At 67.7% G+C, this 17,215-nt stretch carries 18 protein-coding genes and 1 tRNA gene; 8 read left to right on the top strand and 11 right to left on the bottom strand.

The window, feature by feature from the left end; genetic code table 11:
• Positions 1–10: 10 nt before the first annotated feature.
• The 3 genes from pknB (at position 11) to ACIBKX_RS22455 (ending at position 4,642) form a co-directional block, all read left to right on the top strand.
• A complete protein-coding gene (gene pknB, locus ACIBKX_RS22465) occupies positions 11–2,011 on the top strand; it encodes a Stk1 family PASTA domain-containing Ser/Thr kinase (RefSeq protein WP_363270290.1) in 2,001 nt (666 codons plus the stop codon).
• 941 nt (positions 2,012–2,952) lie between these two features.
• Positions 2,953–3,180 carry a hypothetical protein gene (locus ACIBKX_RS22460; RefSeq protein ID WP_363270291.1) on the top strand — a complete coding sequence of 76 codons (228 nt, stop codon included), beginning with the start codon at positions 2,953–2,955 and terminating at the stop codon, positions 3,178–3,180.
• A 421-nt stretch (positions 3,181–3,601) separates the two neighbouring features.
• Complete coding sequence (locus tag ACIBKX_RS22455) at positions 3,602–4,642, top strand: restriction endonuclease (protein ID WP_363270292.1); 1,041 nt, start codon at positions 3,602–3,604, stop codon at positions 4,640–4,642.
• A gap of 82 nt (positions 4,643–4,724) precedes the next feature.
• Here the strand turns inward: ACIBKX_RS22455 and ACIBKX_RS22450 are convergent, their stop codons facing one another.
• From ACIBKX_RS22450 to ACIBKX_RS22425, 6 genes are all read right to left on the bottom strand, one after another.
• Entirely contained in the window at positions 4,725–5,468 is a 744-nt protein-coding gene (locus tag ACIBKX_RS22450) for a class E sortase (protein WP_363270293.1), read from the bottom strand.
• A gap of 24 nt (positions 5,469–5,492) precedes the next feature.
• Positions 5,493–6,659 (bottom strand): class E sortase, encoded by a 1,167-nt coding sequence (locus ACIBKX_RS22445; RefSeq protein ID WP_363270508.1) that lies wholly within the window; start codon positions 6,657–6,659, stop codon positions 5,493–5,495.
• Between the two features lie 200 nt (positions 6,660–6,859).
• On the bottom strand, positions 6,860–7,507 hold the full coding sequence (locus ACIBKX_RS22440; protein WP_363270509.1) for an aminodeoxychorismate/anthranilate synthase component II: 648 nt from the start codon (positions 7,505–7,507) through the stop codon (positions 6,860–6,862).
• A gap of 2 nt (positions 7,508–7,509) precedes the next feature.
• Positions 7,510–7,752, bottom strand: a complete 243-nt coding sequence (locus ACIBKX_RS22435; protein WP_363270294.1) for a hypothetical protein — start codon at positions 7,750–7,752, stop codon at positions 7,510–7,512.
• Positions 7,703–8,401, bottom strand: a complete 699-nt coding sequence (locus ACIBKX_RS22430) for a class E sortase (RefSeq protein ID WP_363270295.1) — start codon at positions 8,399–8,401, stop codon at positions 7,703–7,705. Before ACIBKX_RS22430 ends, ACIBKX_RS22435 begins: the two co-directional genes overlap by 50 nt.
• Before the next feature lie 40 nt (positions 8,402–8,441).
• Positions 8,442–9,212, bottom strand: a complete 771-nt coding sequence (locus ACIBKX_RS22425; protein ID WP_363270296.1) for a DUF881 domain-containing protein — start codon at positions 9,210–9,212, stop codon at positions 8,442–8,444.
• A gap of 92 nt (positions 9,213–9,304) precedes the next feature.
• On the opposite strand from ACIBKX_RS22425, the gene crgA reads away from it, so the two are divergent.
• Positions 9,305–9,562, top strand: a complete 258-nt coding sequence (crgA, locus tag ACIBKX_RS22420; protein ID WP_135332242.1) for a cell division protein CrgA — start codon at positions 9,305–9,307, stop codon at positions 9,560–9,562.
• Between the two features lie 245 nt (positions 9,563–9,807).
• Here the strand turns inward: crgA and ACIBKX_RS22415 are convergent, their stop codons facing one another.
• Together ACIBKX_RS22415 and ACIBKX_RS22410 are read right to left on the bottom strand one after the other, a co-directional pair.
• Positions 9,808–10,704 (bottom strand): rhomboid family intramembrane serine protease, encoded by an 897-nt coding sequence (locus ACIBKX_RS22415; RefSeq protein ID WP_363270297.1) that lies wholly within the window; start codon positions 10,702–10,704, stop codon positions 9,808–9,810.
• A gap of 156 nt (positions 10,705–10,860) precedes the next feature.
• Positions 10,861–11,394, bottom strand: a complete 534-nt coding sequence (locus ACIBKX_RS22410) for a peptidylprolyl isomerase (RefSeq protein WP_363270298.1) — start codon at positions 11,392–11,394, stop codon at positions 10,861–10,863.
• 250 nt (positions 11,395–11,644) lie between these two features.
• Between ACIBKX_RS22410 and ACIBKX_RS22405 the strand changes: the two genes are divergently transcribed.
• Positions 11,645–12,379 carry a DUF5324 family protein gene (locus tag ACIBKX_RS22405; RefSeq protein ID WP_363270299.1) on the top strand — a complete coding sequence of 245 codons (735 nt, stop codon included), beginning with the start codon at positions 11,645–11,647 and terminating at the stop codon, positions 12,377–12,379.
• A gap of 122 nt (positions 12,380–12,501) precedes the next feature.
• Here ACIBKX_RS22405 and ACIBKX_RS22400 read toward each other — a convergent pair.
• A tRNA-Ala gene (locus ACIBKX_RS22400) sits at positions 12,502–12,574 on the bottom strand.
• A 182-nt stretch (positions 12,575–12,756) separates the two neighbouring features.
• Here ACIBKX_RS22400 and ACIBKX_RS22395 point away from each other — a divergent pair.
• Both ACIBKX_RS22395 and ACIBKX_RS22390 read left to right on the top strand, forming a co-directional pair.
• Positions 12,757–13,305 carry a DNA-binding protein gene (locus ACIBKX_RS22395; RefSeq protein ID WP_360775623.1) on the top strand — a complete coding sequence of 183 codons (549 nt, stop codon included), beginning with the start codon at positions 12,757–12,759 and terminating at the stop codon, positions 13,303–13,305.
• A gap of 49 nt (positions 13,306–13,354) precedes the next feature.
• A complete protein-coding gene (locus tag ACIBKX_RS22390; RefSeq protein ID WP_363270300.1) occupies positions 13,355–14,842 on the top strand; it encodes a serine/threonine-protein kinase in 1,488 nt (495 codons plus the stop codon).
• On the opposite strand, the gene ACIBKX_RS22385 is transcribed toward ACIBKX_RS22390, so the two are convergent.
• Both ACIBKX_RS22385 and ACIBKX_RS22380 read right to left on the bottom strand, forming a co-directional pair.
• Positions 14,829–16,163 carry a hypothetical protein gene (locus ACIBKX_RS22385; protein ID WP_363270301.1) on the bottom strand — a complete coding sequence of 445 codons (1,335 nt, stop codon included), beginning with the start codon at positions 16,161–16,163 and terminating at the stop codon, positions 14,829–14,831. The genes ACIBKX_RS22390 and ACIBKX_RS22385 overlap by 14 nt on opposite strands.
• A gap of 199 nt (positions 16,164–16,362) precedes the next feature.
• Entirely contained in the window at positions 16,363–16,491 is a 129-nt protein-coding gene (locus tag ACIBKX_RS22380; RefSeq protein WP_003999697.1) for a DLW-39 family protein, read from the bottom strand.
• A 337-nt stretch (positions 16,492–16,828) separates the two neighbouring features.
• Here ACIBKX_RS22380 and ACIBKX_RS22375 point away from each other — a divergent pair, with 337 nt between their 5' ends.
• Entirely contained in the window at positions 16,829–17,170 is a 342-nt protein-coding gene (locus tag ACIBKX_RS22375) for a DUF6344 domain-containing protein (RefSeq protein WP_363270302.1), read from the top strand.
• The last annotated feature ends 45 nt before the right edge of the window (positions 17,171–17,215 follow it).

The following is a 17,215-nucleotide window of genomic DNA, read 5'->3' as shown; positions in this document are numbered from 1 at the left end:
TGGATTAGCTATGGAAGAGCCGCGTCGCCTCGGCGGGCGGTATGAGCTGGGCCAGGTGCTCGGCCGAGGCGGGATGGCGGAGGTATACCTCGCGCACGACACCCGCCTCGGACGCACCGTGGCGGTGAAGACGCTGCGCGTCGACCTCGCGCGCGACCCGTCATTCCAGGCCCGGTTCCGCCGCGAGGCCCAGTCGGCCGCCTCGCTCAACCATCCTGCGATCGTCGCGGTCTACGACACCGGCGAGGACTACGTGGACGGGGTCTCGATCCCGTACATCGTGATGGAGTACGTCGACGGCTCCACCCTGCGTGAGCTGCTGCACTCCGGGCGCAAGCTGCTGCCCGAGCGCGCCATGGAGATGACGATCGGCATCCTCCAGGCGCTGGAGTACTCGCACCGCAACGGCATCGTGCACCGTGACATCAAGCCCGCGAACGTCATGCTGACGCGCAACGGCCAGGTCAAGGTCATGGACTTCGGCATCGCCCGCGCCATGGGCGACTCCGGGATGACGATGACGCAGACGGCCGCCGTCATCGGCACCGCGCAGTACCTCTCGCCGGAGCAGGCGAAGGGCGAGCAGGTAGACGCGCGAAGCGACCTCTACTCGACCGGCTGCCTCCTCTACGAGCTCCTGACGGTCCGCCCGCCCTTCGTGGGCGACTCCCCGGTGGCCGTGGCCTACCAGCACGTCCGCGAGGAGCCGCAGGCCCCCAGCGTCTTCGACGGCGAGATCACGCCGGAGATGGACGCGATCGTCCTGAAGGCCCTCACCAAGGACCCGGACTACCGCTACCAGTCGGCCGACGAGATGCGCGCCGACATCGAGGCCTGCCTCGACGGCCAGCCCGTCGCGGCCACCGCCGCCATGGGCGTGGTCGGCTACGGCGGCGGCCACCCCGACGACCAGCAGACGGCGATGCTCCGCCCGCAGGCCGGCGGCGGCCAGACGTCGATGATGCCGCCGGTCGGCCCGGACGACGGCTACGACGACCACTCGCGCCGCCGCCAGAAGAAGAGCAACACGTCCACGATCCTGCTGGTCCTCGCGGGCCTGCTGGTCCTGGTGGGCGCGATCCTGATCGGCAAGTGGGCGTTCACCGGGGGCGGTGGGGGCAGCGATTCGATCAAGGCTCCCAACTTCGTGGGCGAGGAGCTCAACGAAGCGAAGGAGCAGGCCGGGAACGTCGATCTGAAGATCGCGGTCTCGGAGCGCAAGGAGTGCGCCGCCCAGAGCAAGGGCAAGATCTGCAGCCAGGACCCCAAGGCCGACACCGAGGTCGAGAAGAACTCGACCATCAACGTGGTCGTGTCCACGGGCGCCCCCAAGATTCTCGTTCCGGATGTGCAGGGCCTGAGCTACGCAAAGGCCGAGAAGCTGCTCAACGACAAGGGCTTCACGGACGTCCAGAGGGAGAACGAGGAGTCCGAGCAGACCCCCGGCACGGTCATCGAGCAGGACCCGAAGGGCGATACCGAGGCAGCGAAGGGCGACACCATCACCCTGACCGTCGCCCAGGAGAAGCAGCAAATCCAGGTCCCCGACGTAACCGGCCAGACCTGGGAAGCCGCGAAGAAGCAGATCGAGGACAGCGGCCTCACCGCCACGCGTCAGGACGTCGCCAGCGACAGCGTCGAGGAGGGCAAGGTCATCCAGACCTCCCCGGCGGCCAACACGCAGGTCGACCCCAACTCGACCGTCACCGTCCAGGTGGCCAAGAAGGCCGAGCAGGCCACCGTCCCGGCCCTCACCGGCCAGAAGCTCAAGGACGCCCGCAAGGCCATCGAGGACGCCGATCTGGCGGTCGGCACCATCACGGGCCCGCAGGACGACGACGCCCTCGTGGTCCTCTCGCAGCCCGGCGCCAACGAGCAGGTCCCGCCGGGTACGGCGATCAACCTGACGACGGCGGGCGGCGACCAGGGCAACAACGGCGGCAACGGCGGGGAAGACGGCGGAGGCGGCCTCTTCGGAGGCGGCTCGGGCTTCTCCCGCAACGAGGACTGACCGGCCCTCCCGTACAGCAGGTAGACAGAGAAGAGCCCCGGATGTCTCTCAGAGACATCCGGGGCTCTTTCGTGCGTGTACGCGACGGTCAAGCTGACACCTGCGATCGCACTTTGCTACAAGAACGGTCGCTTGTTGCCGGACAAGTTGGCTCACTTGCTGCCTGGCCAACTAGGCGCCCTCCGGAAGAGATCTACGCCCTTTTAAAGGAGCGAGGTATCCAGCCGATTTTTGACGTCGCATTGGAGAATGACCCCTTACCTACGACCTTTTTTGCTCCACGACAATTCTTTGCACTATAGAATCGAACCTTTGAATTGAATTTAATGGTCGCCGACTCTATATATCCCGTATCGTAGTAGCACGTCCCTCGACCTACTCCTGAAGTCGTCACCTGGCCCCTGTATTTAGTTTTGTGATAAAAGCACATATTAGAACCGCACGATGGGGCTGCAGCATAAGCAGTGCTGGTGAAATTTGCCGTGACAACCATCGTGGCCGCCGCCACAGTGAAGGCGACGCGACTCCCCTTGCGCATAAATCCCCTTCAGAAAAAGACGACTCGAATCATTCCATGAACATGCCACTTATCTTAGTGGAAGATTTTTCCCAATGGGGACCCTCCGCAAGCCGCTCTGAAACTCTGGCGTGAATTCGACGTCTGCACTTGAGGCCGGCAACGAAATTGCACGCATATGGGGCATCAGCTTTACGAGTGGACAGTGATTTATACTGCCCCCCTCTCGGGCCGGCAAGCATCAACGAGCACACGCCCCAGCCCTTCAAGTGGGGTTGAGTCCAGGGAAGTGGTCTCGGGCTCGACCTGATCCAGGAGTTTGATCCGGCTTCACGTTCCTGAACAGGTACAGAACTGACCTCCTTTGAGGAGGTCAGTGGGATCCAGTCACGGTCACAGGCCCTCGCCCTATACGCATCGGGCCATGCTCAACATCGCCATGCTTCTCCGGAAAGACCGCCGTCGCCAGTGCAACGCCTTCGTCGAGACGTCCAGCGAACACCGCCGCGAACCCATCTCGCTCCGCGAGGACATCGAGAACGTCGAACGCCAGCTGTGCTGGCACCACAGCCGAATCAGCGGCTGGGAAGGGGACGCGCCAACCGAACAAAATGAGTGCGTCGATCAACGCCATGACATGGCCAGCCTTTGAGCAGCACGTCGCCGTGCAGTGCAAGCACCTCGGCGACCACGGGACTGCTCCAAGCGCCAGCATGCAGAAATTGGCCGGACCTCGCGGGCCGTTAGCCCCGTGGACCTAGCGCTCTTCGTAGCCGTGGGCGAATTCTCGCTGGACGCGAAAGCACTCGCCGATCTGAGCGGCGTCACCGCCGTGAACCGTGACCAGCTGGAGGCATGGAGCGCAGGCATCCGCCTCAGGTTCGGCGGTAGGTGAGGCATGAACGGGGAGGGCCCGAGGCGGCGTCCCGGGCCCTCCCACGCTCAGGCAGAACCCACATGAGCGTGCGAAGGTCGCCGGTATCTTCATATGTCATGACTCGTTGATCGAGTGGGGTGGCGACTCAGAACTCCGCCCCGCCGAGGCAGCATCCATGAGAGCGGAAGGCGCCGACGTGATCAACGAGACGGCACTGCTGGAGTCGAAGACCCTGCGGAACACTGTGCTGGAACGAACGGAAGTCCTCGACCGAGTCAAGGCACTGTCACTGCTGCCGGACGGCATGCATGTGACCACGGCGATGGTGGCGACGTACTTTGGCGTCACCCGCGAGGCGATCCGGCAGCTCAAGGCACGACATCTCGACGAGTTGTCGGGCAACGGAATGGTGACGCTCCAAGGCCCTGAGCTCGCGGAATTTAAGCGTGACGTCTTGTCACGCTACTCAGGAAGTTATCCACAGCCTCGTTCGAGTCTCACGCTCTACTCTCGCCGGGCAGTCCTCAACGTGGCCATGCTCCTGCGTGACAGCGATGTCGCCCGCCAGGTACGCACCTACCTCCTCGACATGGAGTACCTGGCCCGCACCCAACCTGGCAAGGCCCCCTCGCCCGCACCTGTGGACGACCTCGACGGCCGCATCGACCAACGCATCACCCACATCCTCGGCAAGACCGTCGTCCCCATGTTCAACGCCCTCATCGAGACCTCTGGCGAACACCGCCGCGAACTCATCTCGCTCCGCGAGGACATCGAGAACGTCGAGCGCCAGTTGTGCTGGCACCACAGCCGGATCAGCGGTCTGGAAGGGGAGGCGCCGGACAACGAAGTCAGGGCATCTATCAAGGCCATGACCTGGCAGGCCTTCGAGCGGCACGTCGCCGACCTGCTCCGCCGTGACGGCTGCACGGAGGTTGTCGTACGCAAGGCTCGTACCGACCGAGGCATCGACATCACCGCACGCACTGCCGACGGACGCACCATTGCCGTTCAGTGCAAACACCGCAGCGGCCGCTGGTCCGTTCCCAGTGCCGACATGCAGAAGTTCGTTGGTGCCGCACGAACCATCCACCCTGTCGATGTGGCCTTGTTCGTCGCCGTGGGCGAATTCTCCCAGGACGCGAAAGCGCTCGCCGACCTGAGCTGCATCGTCACAGTGAACCGTGACCAGCTGGAGGCATGGAGCGCCGGCGTTCGGCTCAAGGCGCTGTTGTAAGTTCACGGCGTCAGCGGAAGGGGCCCGAAGCCGCAATAGGAAGTTGCGGCTTCGGGCCCAGCTCATAGTGTCAGCCCGGCAGCTAGTCCGCGAGCTCCGCCGGCGGCGTCCGCTTGTTGTCGACCTTCTCGATCCGTTCCAGCTCGCCCCAGACGATGTAGCGGTAGTTGGACGTGTAGACCGGCGTGCACGTCGTCAGGGTGATGTAGCGGCCCGGCTTCTTCGCGCCCGATTCCTTGGGGACCGGGTTCAGGACCTTCACGTTGTACTTCGAGGTCTCCGGGAGGGTCGCGTAGACCTTGTAGACGTACCACTTGTCCCGGGACTCGTAGACGATCGCGTCGCCCTTCTTGATCTTGTCGATCTTGTGGAACTTCGCGCCGTGCCCGTCGCGGTGCGCCGCCAGAGTGAAGTTGCCTTCCTTGTCCTCCGGAAGCGCCGACTTGATCGGGTCCTCGTAGTAGCCCGCCACGCCGTCGTTGAGGATCTTGTTGCTGGTGCCCTTCTTGACCAGGATCTCGCCGCCGCTCATCGCGGGGACGTGCAGGAAGCCGACGCCGTCCTTGGTGTTCAGGCTCCCCGGACCGCCCGCCCAGCGGTCGCGGACCCGGTCCCCCTGCTTGTGCGCCTCGCGGTCCGCGACGACGTTGGTCCACCACAGGGAGTAGACGACGAAGAGGCCGAGCACCAGGCCCGCGGTGATGAGGAGTTCACCGAAGACGCTGACCGCCGTGGCGATCGGGCCGCGGCCCCGCGGTCGCGGTGCCGGTGCCGCTGCGGGCGTCTCGGCTGCCTGCTCCTCGTCGTGGTCGGTCGTGGCTGCCACTGGATCTGCCCCGTTCTCACCGTGCTAATTGACGAGCGCGCTCGGTTTTCCCTTGCCGCGCGGTCGTTCCTCGACCATCTTGCCCCAGACGATCATTCGATACTTACTCGTGAACTCCGGGGTACAAGTGGTCAGTGTGATGTAGCGGCCCGCTTTGGTGAAGCCCGAGCCCGCGGGGATCGGGTCGATCACCGCGATGTTGCCGGGACTCGTCTGCGGCAGGATGCTCGCCATCTTGTAGACGAAGTACTTGTCCTGTGTCTCCACGACGATGGGATCGCCCGGTTCGAGCTGATTGATGTACCGGAACGGCTCACCGTGAGTGTTGCGGTGCCCGGCGATCGCGAAGTTGCCCTGCTTCGCTTCCGGCATCGGGGTCTTCGTGCGGCCCTCGTTGTAGTGGCCGACCATCCCGCGGTCGAGTACGCCCGACTTGTCGATGCCCTCGGCGATCGGCACGACCACGTCGAGGCGCGGGATGTGCAGCAGCGCGAAGCCCTGCCCCGGCTCGAAGGTGCCCGGCTTGCCCTTGCCCTTCGCCCACTCCTCCTGGAGGTCGTTGGCGGCGCCGTTGGCCTGCTGCTGGGCGCGGATGTTCGTCCACCACAGCTGGTACGTCACGAAGAGCAGCATCAGGACGCCGACGGTGATGAACACCTCGCCGATCCCCCGGCTGATCACCGTGCCCGCGGAGGGCTTCCGGGCGCGCTCGGCGCGGCGGGCCTCGACGCGGGAGAGGGGGGCGGCGGACTCCGTCGCGGGCCGGGGGGCTCCGCCCTTCTTGGCGGCCTTACGACGCGCCGCGCGGCCCTCTGTGGGACGCTCGGGCTCCGGATCCGGGCCCGCGCCGCTCTCCGTCTCGACTATTCGCCGGGTGTCCGACGTCCGCAGGCCCACGGTCTCGTCGTCGACCGGGGGAGGCTGTGGCTGTGTGAACTCACGTATCGGCTCGTACGCGGGCTCAGGAGCGGGCGCCGAACGCTCGGGCGCGTACCCGCCGTACAGCTCCTGGTACGTCGGTTCCGGCCGCTGCTGCTCCCCGTACCAGTCCCGGACGTACCCCTGAGGGTCATACCACTCCTGCTCCTGGGGCCGGACGCTCTCCTGCGGCTGGACGGCCGGCTGCTCCTCTACCTGCGGCCCGCTGCGGAACCATGGCGAGGGATGCTGCCCCGGCAGCGGATCCGTCAGCGGATCCGCGAGATGGTCGGCGGCCGCCTCGTAAGAACCGGCCGCTTCATACGAACCAGCTGCCTCATACGAACCAGCCGCCTCATAAGGACCAGCTGCCTCATACGCCCCGGGCTCATCGAACGCCCCCTGCTCCCCGTACGCCGCGTAGTGCTCGTCGTACGGAACTCCGGAGGAATCGCGCTCGGGGCGCACCGCGGTCACGCCGTGGCCCTGCCCACCACCGGGGCAAGTCCGCTCGACCTTCCGACCGCCCCGGTGTCCCCGCACTCCACCAGCCAGTTGGCGAGCATCAGGTGGCCGTGCTCGGTGAGCACCGACTCGGGGTGGAACTGCACGCCCTCGACGGGCAGTTCACGGTGGCGCAGGCCCATGATGATGCCGTCCTCCGTCCGCGCGGTGACCTCGAGCTCGGCGGGCACGGTGGCCGGCTCGGCGGCGAGCGAGTGGTAGCGCGTCGCGGTGAACGGGGAGGGCAGTCCGGCGAAGACGCCCTTGCCCTCGTGCGTCACCGGGGAGGTCTTGCCGTGCAGCAACTCCGGCGCGCGGTCCACGACTCCGCCGTACGCGACGGCCATCGACTGCATGCCGAGGCAGACGCCGAAGACGGGCACACCGGTGTCGGCGCAGTGCCGCACCATGTCGACGCAGACGCCGGCCTGCTCCGGAGTGCCGGGGCCCGGCGACAGGAGGACGCCGTCGAAGCCGTCCTGCGCGTGGCGCAGCTCGACCTCGTCGTTGCGCAGGACCTCGCACTCGGCACCCAGCTGGTACAGGTACTGGACGAGGTTGAAGACGAAGCTGTCGTAGTTGTCGACGACGAGAATGCGGGCGGGGCGTCCTTCGATGCTCACTGGCCGTCCACCGTCACGTCGTTGAAGGGAAGCAGGGGTTCGGCCCAGGGGAAGACGTACTGGAAGAGCACGTAGACCACCGCGAAGACGAGCACCAGCGAGAGCAGTGCCTTTACCCATGCGTTTCCCGGCAGATGCCGCCAGATCCAGCCGTACATGCCGTCCCTTCCGTCGCCGTACGGCACCAGACTAACGGCGCAGTGCCTCCGGTTTCCCGGCCTCGACGGGCTGGGTCTCATCGAGGTGGGCCCAGACGATCAAGCGGTGGCTGTGGCCCCACTCTGGCTCACAGGTCGTAAGAGTGAGGTAACGGCCCGGCCCCTTGAATCCGGATTTGCGCGGAACGGGGTCGATGACGCCGATGTCGGCGGGCAGCGTCTTGAAGGGCTTGTTGTCGATGCGGTACGTGAACCAGGTCGTGCCGTCGGTCAGCACCACGGCGTCGTCCGGGCGCAGCTTGGGGAAGTCCTTGAAGGGGTCTCCGTAGGTGCGCCGGTGCCCCGCCACGGAGAAGTTGCCCTTCTGCCCGAGCTGCGCGGTGTCTGCGTAGTGACCGAGCCCCTTTTTGAGTACGTCGGTGCCGGTGCCCTGGAGCACGGGCTTGTTCCACGTGAAACCAAGCCGGGGGATGTACATCACGGCGAAGGCTTCGCCGTCCTCGTAGGGCTCCGGCTTCGGCGGGCTCTCCTGGGAGCCGCCGGCGGGCTTGTCGTCCGTGCCCGTGGACATCGCGCCCTGCGCCCACCGGTCCTGGAGCTTGTCGATCTGGCCGTCCATGGCGTTGTCGGCCTTCACGCCGGTCCAGAACAGGACGTACACGACGAAGAGCACGATCAGGGTGCCGACGGTGATGCACAGTTCGCTGAACGTCCTCAACAGCACTCGCACCGACACAGGCTCCCCCAGCGGCTTGCTCCGCCTACTCCGCTTACTCCACGGGCTTCGCGTAGTGGAGATCCACTGTGCCCGAGTAGCCGGGAAGAGTCACCGCCCCGTCGTCGTCGACTTTCCAGCCGAGTCCGTAGGCGTTGACGTACAGCATGTAGTTCTGGATCTCCGGGGACGCCGCGAGCGCGGTCTTGAGCTTCTCCGGGTCGCCGACCGCGGTCACCTTGTACGGGGGTGAGTAGACGCGGCCCTGGAGGATCAGGGTGTTGCCCACGCAGCGGACGGCGCTGGTGGAGATGAGCCGCTGGTCCATGACCTTGATGCCCTTGGCGCCGCCCTGCCACAGCGCGTTCACCACGGCCTGGAGATCCTGCTGGTGGATGACCAGGTCGTTGGGCTGGGGCTCGGGGTAGCCGGGGAGCTTCGCCGTGGCGCCCGGCGGGGCGTCGGTGAGGGTGACGGAGACGGCCTCGCCGCTGACCTTCTTGGTGCCGGCGTTCTTCTCCAGGGCCTTGAGCCGGGCGTCGTCGGCGTCCGTGCCGCCGTTGTCCCGCTCGGCGAGCGACTCGACCTCGTCCCGCAGTGAACCGTTGGACTCGTCCAGCTCGCCGTTCTTGTGGCTGCGCTCCTGGATGAGATCGGAGAGCTTGAGCAGTGACGCGTCGGTACGGATGTTCGTACCCTTGGCTGTATTGAAGCTGGTGAAGAAGATGAGGCCCGCGAGGGCAAAGACGGCAGCCGTCAGCAACCGGACCGGCCGCCAGCGGAGGCGGCGACCCTGACCTGTGGGGGAGTCGGCAGAATTGCTCAACGTACCCTTATCTCCTTCAGCGCCGCGGAAGCACTACGCTAACGGACGCCCGGGGGAGGGCTCAGCTCCCCGTATCGACAGGAGAGACCCTCGTGCCGAAGTCACGGATCCGCAAGAAGGCCGACGATTACACGCCGCCCGCGGCGAAGAAGGCGACGAACATCAAGCTGACCAGCCGCAGCTGGGTGGCCCCGGTGATGCTGGCGATGTTCCTCATCGGACTCGCCTGGATCGTTGTCTTCTACGTCACGGACGGCAAGCTGCCGATCGACCCGCTGGGCAACTGGAACATCGTGGTCGGCTTCGGCTTCATCGCTGCGGGGTTCGGCGTCTCCACGCAGTGGAAGTAGCGGCGAACACAAGCCTTGCCCTGAGTTATCCACAGCGCTATCCACACTGGGGACCGAACTGGGGAAAAGAAAGACGATCTGTGGATAACCCACTCGGTGTTGACGCCGGTGTGACTGCCCGATCGCCATGCAAGCCACCGCAGGCCCCTTGTCCTTCCTGGGAAAACCCAGGTCAGCGACAAGGGGCACTGCTGTTCCCCACAGCATGCACAAGATCCGGCACAGGCTGTGGACAACGGTGAGCCTCAGACCAGCTGAGCGGTCCTGACGATCACCGCGGCCAGGATCACGAGCAGCACGACCGCACAGGTTCCCCACTGCACGAGCGCCCGCCGCTCGCGGGGCGCGTGCACCATCCCGTAGGCGATTGCGACACCGGCGACCAGACCGCCGACGTGCGCCTCCCAGGCGATGCCGCTCCAGGTGAAGGTGAAGAGCATGTTCAGCGCGAGCAGCGCGATGACGGGGCGCATGTCGTAGTTCAGGCGCCGCATCAGGACGGCGGTCGCGCCGAGCAGACCGAAGATCGCACCGGAGGCGCCGAGCGAGGCCTCGCTCGCGTCCGCCACGACATAGGTGAGCGCGCTGCCGGCCAGACCGGAGAGCAGATAGAGCGCGAGATAGCGGGCCCGGCCGAGCGCCGCTTCCAGGGGAGCCCCGAGCCACCACAGGCCCAGCATGTTGAAGGCGATGTGCCAGATCTCCTGGTGCGTGAACATCGACGTGACCAGGCGGTACCACTGGCCCTCGGCGACGCCGTCCTCCGGGACATAGGGGTACGGCGGCCACTCGCCGATCAGCACCAGCTCGTTCACCAGCCGGTCGCCCATGGCGAGGACCGCGACGAACACCGCCACGTTGAGCCCGAGCAGGATCTTGGTGACGAGCCGCGGATCGGCGGTGATCGAGCCGCCCGCGATCGTCCGCGGCTGATTCGCCGTCGGCGCGTGCCCCGTCCCCGAGCCCTCGCGCACACATTCCGGGCACTGGAAGCCGACCGAAGCGCTGATCATGCACTCCGGGCAGATGGGCCGCTCGCAGCGGGTGCAGCTGATGCCGGTCTCGCGGTCCGGGTGCCGATAGCAGCCGGGCAGGTGCTGTGCGTCCTGTGGCCCCTGCGGGGTGCCTGGCGCCTGATCCATGGGGTCCCCTCAATCTCCGTACGAAGGCACAGCCGCGCCCACGCGTGCGAACGCGCCGCCCCGCCCTTCCTTACGGATGGGCGGGGCGGTTTGGTTCCCTCGCGGTATGCCTCGGTTCCCTTACGGGTACGCCGGTTCCCTCGCGGGTACGCCGGGTCAGGCGCCGCGGGTCTCGATCACCACGGACTCGATGACCACGTCGGTGACCGGGCGGTCGGTGCGCGGGTTCGTCTGCATGCCCGCGATCTCGTCGACGACCTTCTTGCTCGCGTCGCCGGTGACCTCACCGAAGATGGTGTGCTTGCGGGTCAGCCAGGCGGTCGGCGAGACCGTCACGAAGAACTGCGAGCCGTTGGTGCCGGGGCCCGCGTTGGCCATGGCGAGCAGGTACGGCTTGTCGAAGGCGAGGTCGGGGTGGAACTCGTCCGCGAACTCGTAGCCCGGACCGCCCGTGCCGTTCCCCAGCGGGTCGCCGCCCTGGATCATGAAGCCGCTGATCACTCGGTGGAAGATCGTGCCGTCGTAGAGCCGGTCCGAGGTCTTCTTGCCGGTGGCCGGGTGGACCCACTCGCGCTCGCCCTGGGCGAGTTCGACAAAGTTCTTGACCGTCTTCGGCGCGTGGTTCGGGTGCAGAAGCACCTCGATGTCGCCGCGGTTGGTCTTCAGGGTGGCGTAGAGCTGCTCAGCCACGATCTGCCTTCCGTTGTCTTCTGTGACGCTCCGATCCTCGCACGGACCGGATTGCGACGAGTAGCCGCCGAGTGGGCGCGCGCCGAAGCGATCCGTGGCATTGTCGGCGAAGAACTCTTCTTGTCACGTTTTGATCAGTTTGATCGAGTTGATCACCGTTCAGCGATGCTCGTCGGAGCAATCCGGAAGGCATGATCCCTGAAAGGGTGGAAAGGTGACATACCTATACGCCACCGAGGAGGAGGATCCCGTGACCCGCATCGACAGCGTGCGCGCCGCGACCGGCTCGGCAAAGGACAGCGTCCGGCACGCCGCGGAGGCGGTGGCCCCCTATGCCGGCACGGCCAAGGACCAGGCCGCTCACTACGCCAACGATGTGCGCGTAAGGCTGGCGCCCAAGGTGTCGCAGGCCGCGCACCAGGCCGCGGAACAGGCCCGTGTGCAGTACGGCGCCCACGTCGCCCCCCGCGTCGAACAGGCGCGTACGCACGTCCCGCCGAAGGTCGACCAGGCCGCGCACGAGGCCGCCGTCCGCACCCGCCGCGCCGCCGAGCAGACGCGCAAGGCCGCGCGGCAGGCAGCCGAGTACTCGAAGCCCCGGATCGAGCACGCCGTGGCCGCGGCGCAGCCCGTCCGCGACGAGGCCGCTTCCCGCGGTGCCGCGGCGATCGCCGCGCTGCGCGGTGACGTGACGCCCAAGGAGATCCAGCGGCTCACCCGCAAGCACGCCCGCCGGGCCCGCGCCCGCCGCATCGCCAAGGGTGCCCTCGTCCTCGGCCTCCTCGCCGGCTGTGCGGTCGCCGCCTGGAAGTGGTGGGACAAGCAGGCCAACCCGGACTGGCTCGTCGAGCCGCCGGCCGCCACGGAGGTCCCGGACAGCACGTCGCTGACCGCGGTCGACGGCACCGGCCAGCAGTCCCTCGACCCCGAGGTGCAGGCCAAGCAGGCCGAGGCGGAGGCCGCGGAGCGCGACGAGCAGCGCTGACAGCCGGACCGGCAGGACCCGCAGGACCCGCAGGGCCCGCAAGGCCGGAAAGAACAGCAAGACCAGCAAGAACGCCGTAGGGCGGAACCCCGGATGGGGTTCCGCCCTACGGCGTTCATCTGTGGAGCCTAGGAGATTCGAACTCCTGACATCTGCCTTGCAAAGGCAGCGCTCTACCAACTGAGCTAAGGCCCCGACAACGATGCGCCCGCCGGAAGAACCACGCTCCGGTGGGGCAACGCAGACCAGAGTACCGGGTCTCCCCCCGGATCTCGCAAAAGGATTGGGGGTCCCGGTGAACGACCACGCTCCGTAAGATGCTCGGCGTGGTTCGCGGCAGCGAACCGCGGTTTTTGGGGAAGCGATGGGGAGACGCAATGGACGCCGCACAACAAGAGACGACCGCGAGAGCACGAGAGCTCCAGCGGAACTGGTACGGAGAGCCGCTGGGGGCGCTCTTCCGCCGTCTCATCGATGATCTGGGCCTCAACCAGGCACGCCTCGCCGGCGTCCTCGGTCTGTCGGCGCCCATGCTGTCCCAGCTGATGAGCGGCCAGCGCGCCAAGATCGGCAACCCCGCGGTCGTCCAGCGCGTCCAGCTGCTCCAGGAGCTCGCGGGCCAGGTCGCCGACGGCAGCGTGAGCGCCGCCGAGGCCACCGACCGCATGGACGAGATCAAGAAGTCCCAGGGCGGCTCCGTACTGACCAACACCTCCCAGTCGACGACGAGTTCGGGCGCTCCCACCGTGAAACGCGTGGTGCGCGAGATCCAGTCACTGCTGCGCTCCGTGGCCGCAGCCGGCGACATCATCGATGCGGCGGACGCCCTCGCCCCGACCCACCCGGAACTGGCAGAGTTCCTCCGGGTATACGGCGCCGGACGCACCGCGGACGCGGTCGCCCACTACGAGGCGCACCAGAACTGAGCCGCCGGCCGGGCCACCGGGCGGCCCGGAGGGGGAGCGATGCACGACCATGGGTGAGGTCTTCGCCGGCCGCTACGAACTGGTCGACCCGGTAGGACGCGGGGGAGCCGGAGCCGTCTGGCGCGCCTGGGACCACCGGCGGCGCAGATATGTGGCCGCCAAGGTCCTGCAACAGAGCGACGCGCACACGCTGCTGCGCTTCGTGCGGGAACAGGCGCTCCGGATCGACCACCCCCATGTGCTCGCGCCCGCCAGCTGGGCCGCCGACGACGACAAGGTCCTGTTCACCATGGCCCTGGTCGCCGGCGGCTCGCTGGCCCACCTGGTCGGCGACTACGGCCCGCTGCCGCCCCACCTGGCCTGCACCCTGCTCGACCAGCTGCTCGCGGGCCTCGCCGCCGTGCACGCGGAAGGCGTCGTACACCGGGACATCAAGCCCGCCAACATCCTGCTCGAGTCGACCGGAATCGGGCGCCCGCATCTGCGGCTCTCCGATTTCGGCATCTCGATGCGCCTGGGCGAGCCACGGCTGACCGAGACCAACTATGTGGTGGGAACGCCCGGTTACTTCGCTCCCGAGCAGATGCTGGGCGCCGAGCCCGACTTCACCGCCGATCTCTTCGCCGTCGGCCTCGTGGCCCTGTATCTGCTCCAGGGGGCCAAGCCGGACTCCAAGGCGCTGATCGAGCGGTTCGCCGCGCACGGCACCCCGGGCGCACCGCAGGGCGTGCCGGAGCCGCTGTGGCAGGTCGTCGCCACGCTGCTGCAGCCGGACCCGCAGGCGCGGTTCCGCACCGCCACCGGCGCGCGCAAGGCATTGGTCTCGGCCGCCGAGCTGCTGCCCGAGCCGGGTCCCGACGACGAGCTGGTGGAGATCTTCGACCAACTCGGTCCGCTTCCGCAGGGGTTCGGCCCCGAGGGCCCGCTGACGACCAGTCCGCAGCTGCAGGTCGCCCCGTCTCCCACACCGCCTCCCTACGCTCCCTCGCCGGAGTCCGGAAGCTTCCGCCTGCCCCCACCGCCCCAGGCCCCTACGCCGCCTCCGCACGCCCCCACGCCACCGCCACAGGCCGCGCCCCCGCAGGCTCCCCCTCAACAGCCCGCCCAGGCACCTCCTCCGCAACAGCCCACGCCAACTCCGCCTCCCGCGCGCCCCGTTCAGCCCGCGCCCACGCCCGCGCCCACTCCTACTCCCGCTGTCACGCCCGCTCAGCCCGCTCAGCCCGCTCAGGCTCCCCAGCCGCCCCCGCAGCCGGCTCCAGCTCAGCCCGCCCAGCCCGCCCACGCCGCTCTTTACCCGCACGATGCCTCCCCCCGTCAGGACGCGGCTCACGAGCCTCCACAAGCCGTTCCGCCGGCCGTGCACCACTCGTACGCCCCTACTCATCCATACACCGCCCACGGCCCGCAGGTTCCGCTTCAGCGCCGGCCAATTCCACGCAGGCGGCCGGGACCACCCGCGAAGGTGGCGATCCCGATGCTGCTCGCCGCGCTGGCGTGCTTCGCCGTGGGTTTCTGGGCTCTCAGCCAGACGTGACCCGGGCATGGGCGCCGGTCCCGGTCTTCCGCCGGGCGACCAGCGTCCACACGCCGAGGACCCCGAGCAGGACGAACCCGCCGCCGAACCCCCCGGCGGCGACCAGCTTCATCCCGTCGCCGGTTCCGTCACCAGCCCCGTCGCCACCGCCGTCGCCATCGGCCGTCCTGCCGCTCGCCGCGGCCTCCTCGTCCCGGCCCGAGACGCTGAACTCGTCGCCGGGCCGCGCCGATCCGGCGTACTGGGGCCCGGCCTTGGCCGCGCCCTCGACGCCCACCCGCAGCGTCAGGTCCAGCGCCCCCTCGCCGAACTGCTTGGCGACCTTCGGATTGAGATGGACCGCGAGGTAGTACCAGCCGGCGAACCGCATGCCGGCCACGCCGTCGTCGGGCGAGTAGCGGTTCTCGTACGCGACAGGGGCCAGCGCATCCAGCGCGGTGGTCTTCTGCTCGCCGTCGTACGCCGTGTCCGCCTCGTCGACGCGGGCCCGCACCGGATTGGACAGGGACATCACGAGCGCCGACGTGACGAAATCGCCCCGGCCCTCGCTCGAACCGCCCAGCTCCACACCGGCGGAGACCTGCTGCCCCCAGTCGACCGGCACACGGTAGAAGAGCGTCTGCCCCGGCTTGATCCGATCGCCCCAGACGCCTGCCCGCAAAGCCCTGGCGTCGTTGAAGCTCGTGCCGCCCGCGCGCCGCTGCCGCTCGCCGCCCGGCGGCACCGGCGAGGCCGAGTCCCAGGCATCGGGCGGTGTCGTGGAAGCGCCCTTGGCCACGCCGGGCTCCGAGACGACGCGGAGCTCCGTGTCCCAGCTCTCCATGGAGGACGCGGGGTCGCTGTTCCGCTCGACCACTACGTAGTACGTGCCTGCCGCCTTGCACCGGTTCTCGGCGGGGCCGATCGCCCTTACCGCCCAGGCCGTGAGGGGCCGCGGGCTCTGCGACGTACCGAAACGCGTGTCTCCGGAGTCGCAGTCATTGCCGTCCGCGTCCTGGAGGGACACCTCGATGCCGTCTCCGTAGGCGACGGTGGAGCCGGCCTCGGGGACCGCGGTGGCCGAGACGTACACGCTCTCCGTGGCGCCGAGTTCGAGCTGGTAGTAGGCCTTGCCCCCGCGCGGCAGCGTGCTCTTGTACGTCGATCCCGGAGTGAGCCGCGCACTGCCGGTGCTGCTCGTAGAGCCGTCGACCGCCTGGGCCCCTTCGGCGTAGGCGTACGGAACGGGCGTGCCCGCCGAGGCCTGTCCCGGCAGCGCCGCCACCACGCACAGCGCAAGGACCGCGGCCGATGCCGCCCGGCCTCTGCCCACCCGCCCCATTTGGTGCCACCCCTCCCCGGAGACCCAGCCGTCCCGCCGACTCCTGCCCGCGCGAGACCACGCCAATCTTTGCTCGCGCAAGGAAATGCCTTGCGAAAGCAATCAGGCACTTAAGGAGTCCGGACTCATGGAATCCGGACAGCACAAGGCCCCGACCGCGTCAGCGGCCGGGGCCTTGTGAAGAGACTGTTGTCGATACTCACGAACCCGTGGGCACGGAGTCAGTCGCCTCCGTCCACAGATCCTGCTCGGCGCGATCCGCCTGGATCTGGCGGTACACGAGGAGTCCGCCGATGGCGGCCAGTGCGACCAGGAGAAGCTTCTTCACCGCGCGACCTCGTCTTTCTTGACGTAAGGGACCTCTGGCGCCCGACTATACACACCGATCGATACCGATCGGTGACCTGGATCCACCCCAACTGCCGCCCCGAACACAGCAGTAGAAACGGATCCCGCCGCTCCGGCGACCTCCCGCCCCCGCTGTGACATTCACCGCTCCCACCGCTCCTTCAGGCCCTCTGCGGGCCCCTTTCAGGCCCTTTTCGGCCATCCGAGTGGTGTTCATCAGAACATCGACGCGCCACGAGCGTCGGTCCACCACTCTCGGCGCCGCATACACATCATGAGGAAAGTACGCAAATCGCCCAACCCGAAAGTGAGACGCCGTGACCGGCACCAAGGCCATGAAGCTGTGGACCACCCTCATCACCGCCTTCCTCGCGCTCTTCGCCGCGCTGGGATTCACGACGACGGCCACGGCGGCAACGACGGCCACGAAGCCGGCGCAGCCGGCCACGGAATCCTGCGAGAGCGCCACGACGCTCCCCGCACCACTGGCGGCCTACTGGCAAGCCGCGTACGAACGGTCCCTGCCGCCCACGATGAAGCAACGCATCCGGGCCGAGGCACACGGATCATCACCAAGCTGCCGGCACCTGCCCTCGACGGACACAGAAACTGAGCTCGAGGCCGACGGACATCCAGGCAACGTGGCAGCAGAACCGTAGACACGACGGGGCAGACACGACGGAGCCACCTCCGCCCACACACCG

The sequence above is a fragment of the Streptomyces sp. NPDC050658 genome, assembly GCF_044457025.1.
Classification (GTDB): Bacteria; Actinomycetota; Actinomycetes; order Streptomycetales; family Streptomycetaceae; genus Streptomyces.
This window is presented reverse-complemented; position numbering and strand designations above follow the sequence as displayed.

Excerpts from the sequence above, each read along its gene's own strand:
- ACIBKX_RS22390 (WP_363270300.1), top strand. The coding sequence starts at position 13,355 with ATGGGTGAGGTCTTCGCCGGCCGCTACGAACTGGTCGACCCGGTAGGA.
- ACIBKX_RS22435 (WP_363270294.1), bottom strand. The coding sequence starts at position 7,752 with ATGAGACCCAGCCCGTCGAGGCCGGGAAACCGGAGGCACTGCGCCGTT.
- ACIBKX_RS22415 (WP_363270297.1), bottom strand. The coding sequence starts at position 10,704 with ATGGATCAGGCGCCAGGCACCCCGCAGGGGCCACAGGACGCACAGCAC.
- ACIBKX_RS22395 (WP_360775623.1), top strand. The coding sequence starts at position 12,757 with ATGGACGCCGCACAACAAGAGACGACCGCGAGAGCACGAGAGCTCCAG.
- pknB (WP_363270290.1), top strand. The coding sequence starts at position 11 with ATGGAAGAGCCGCGTCGCCTCGGCGGGCGGTATGAGCTGGGCCAGGTG.
- ACIBKX_RS22385 (WP_363270301.1), bottom strand. The coding sequence starts at position 16,163 with ATGGGGCGGGTGGGCAGAGGCCGGGCGGCATCGGCCGCGGTCCTTGCG.
- ACIBKX_RS22460 (WP_363270291.1), top strand. The coding sequence starts at position 2,953 with ATGCTCAACATCGCCATGCTTCTCCGGAAAGACCGCCGTCGCCAGTGC.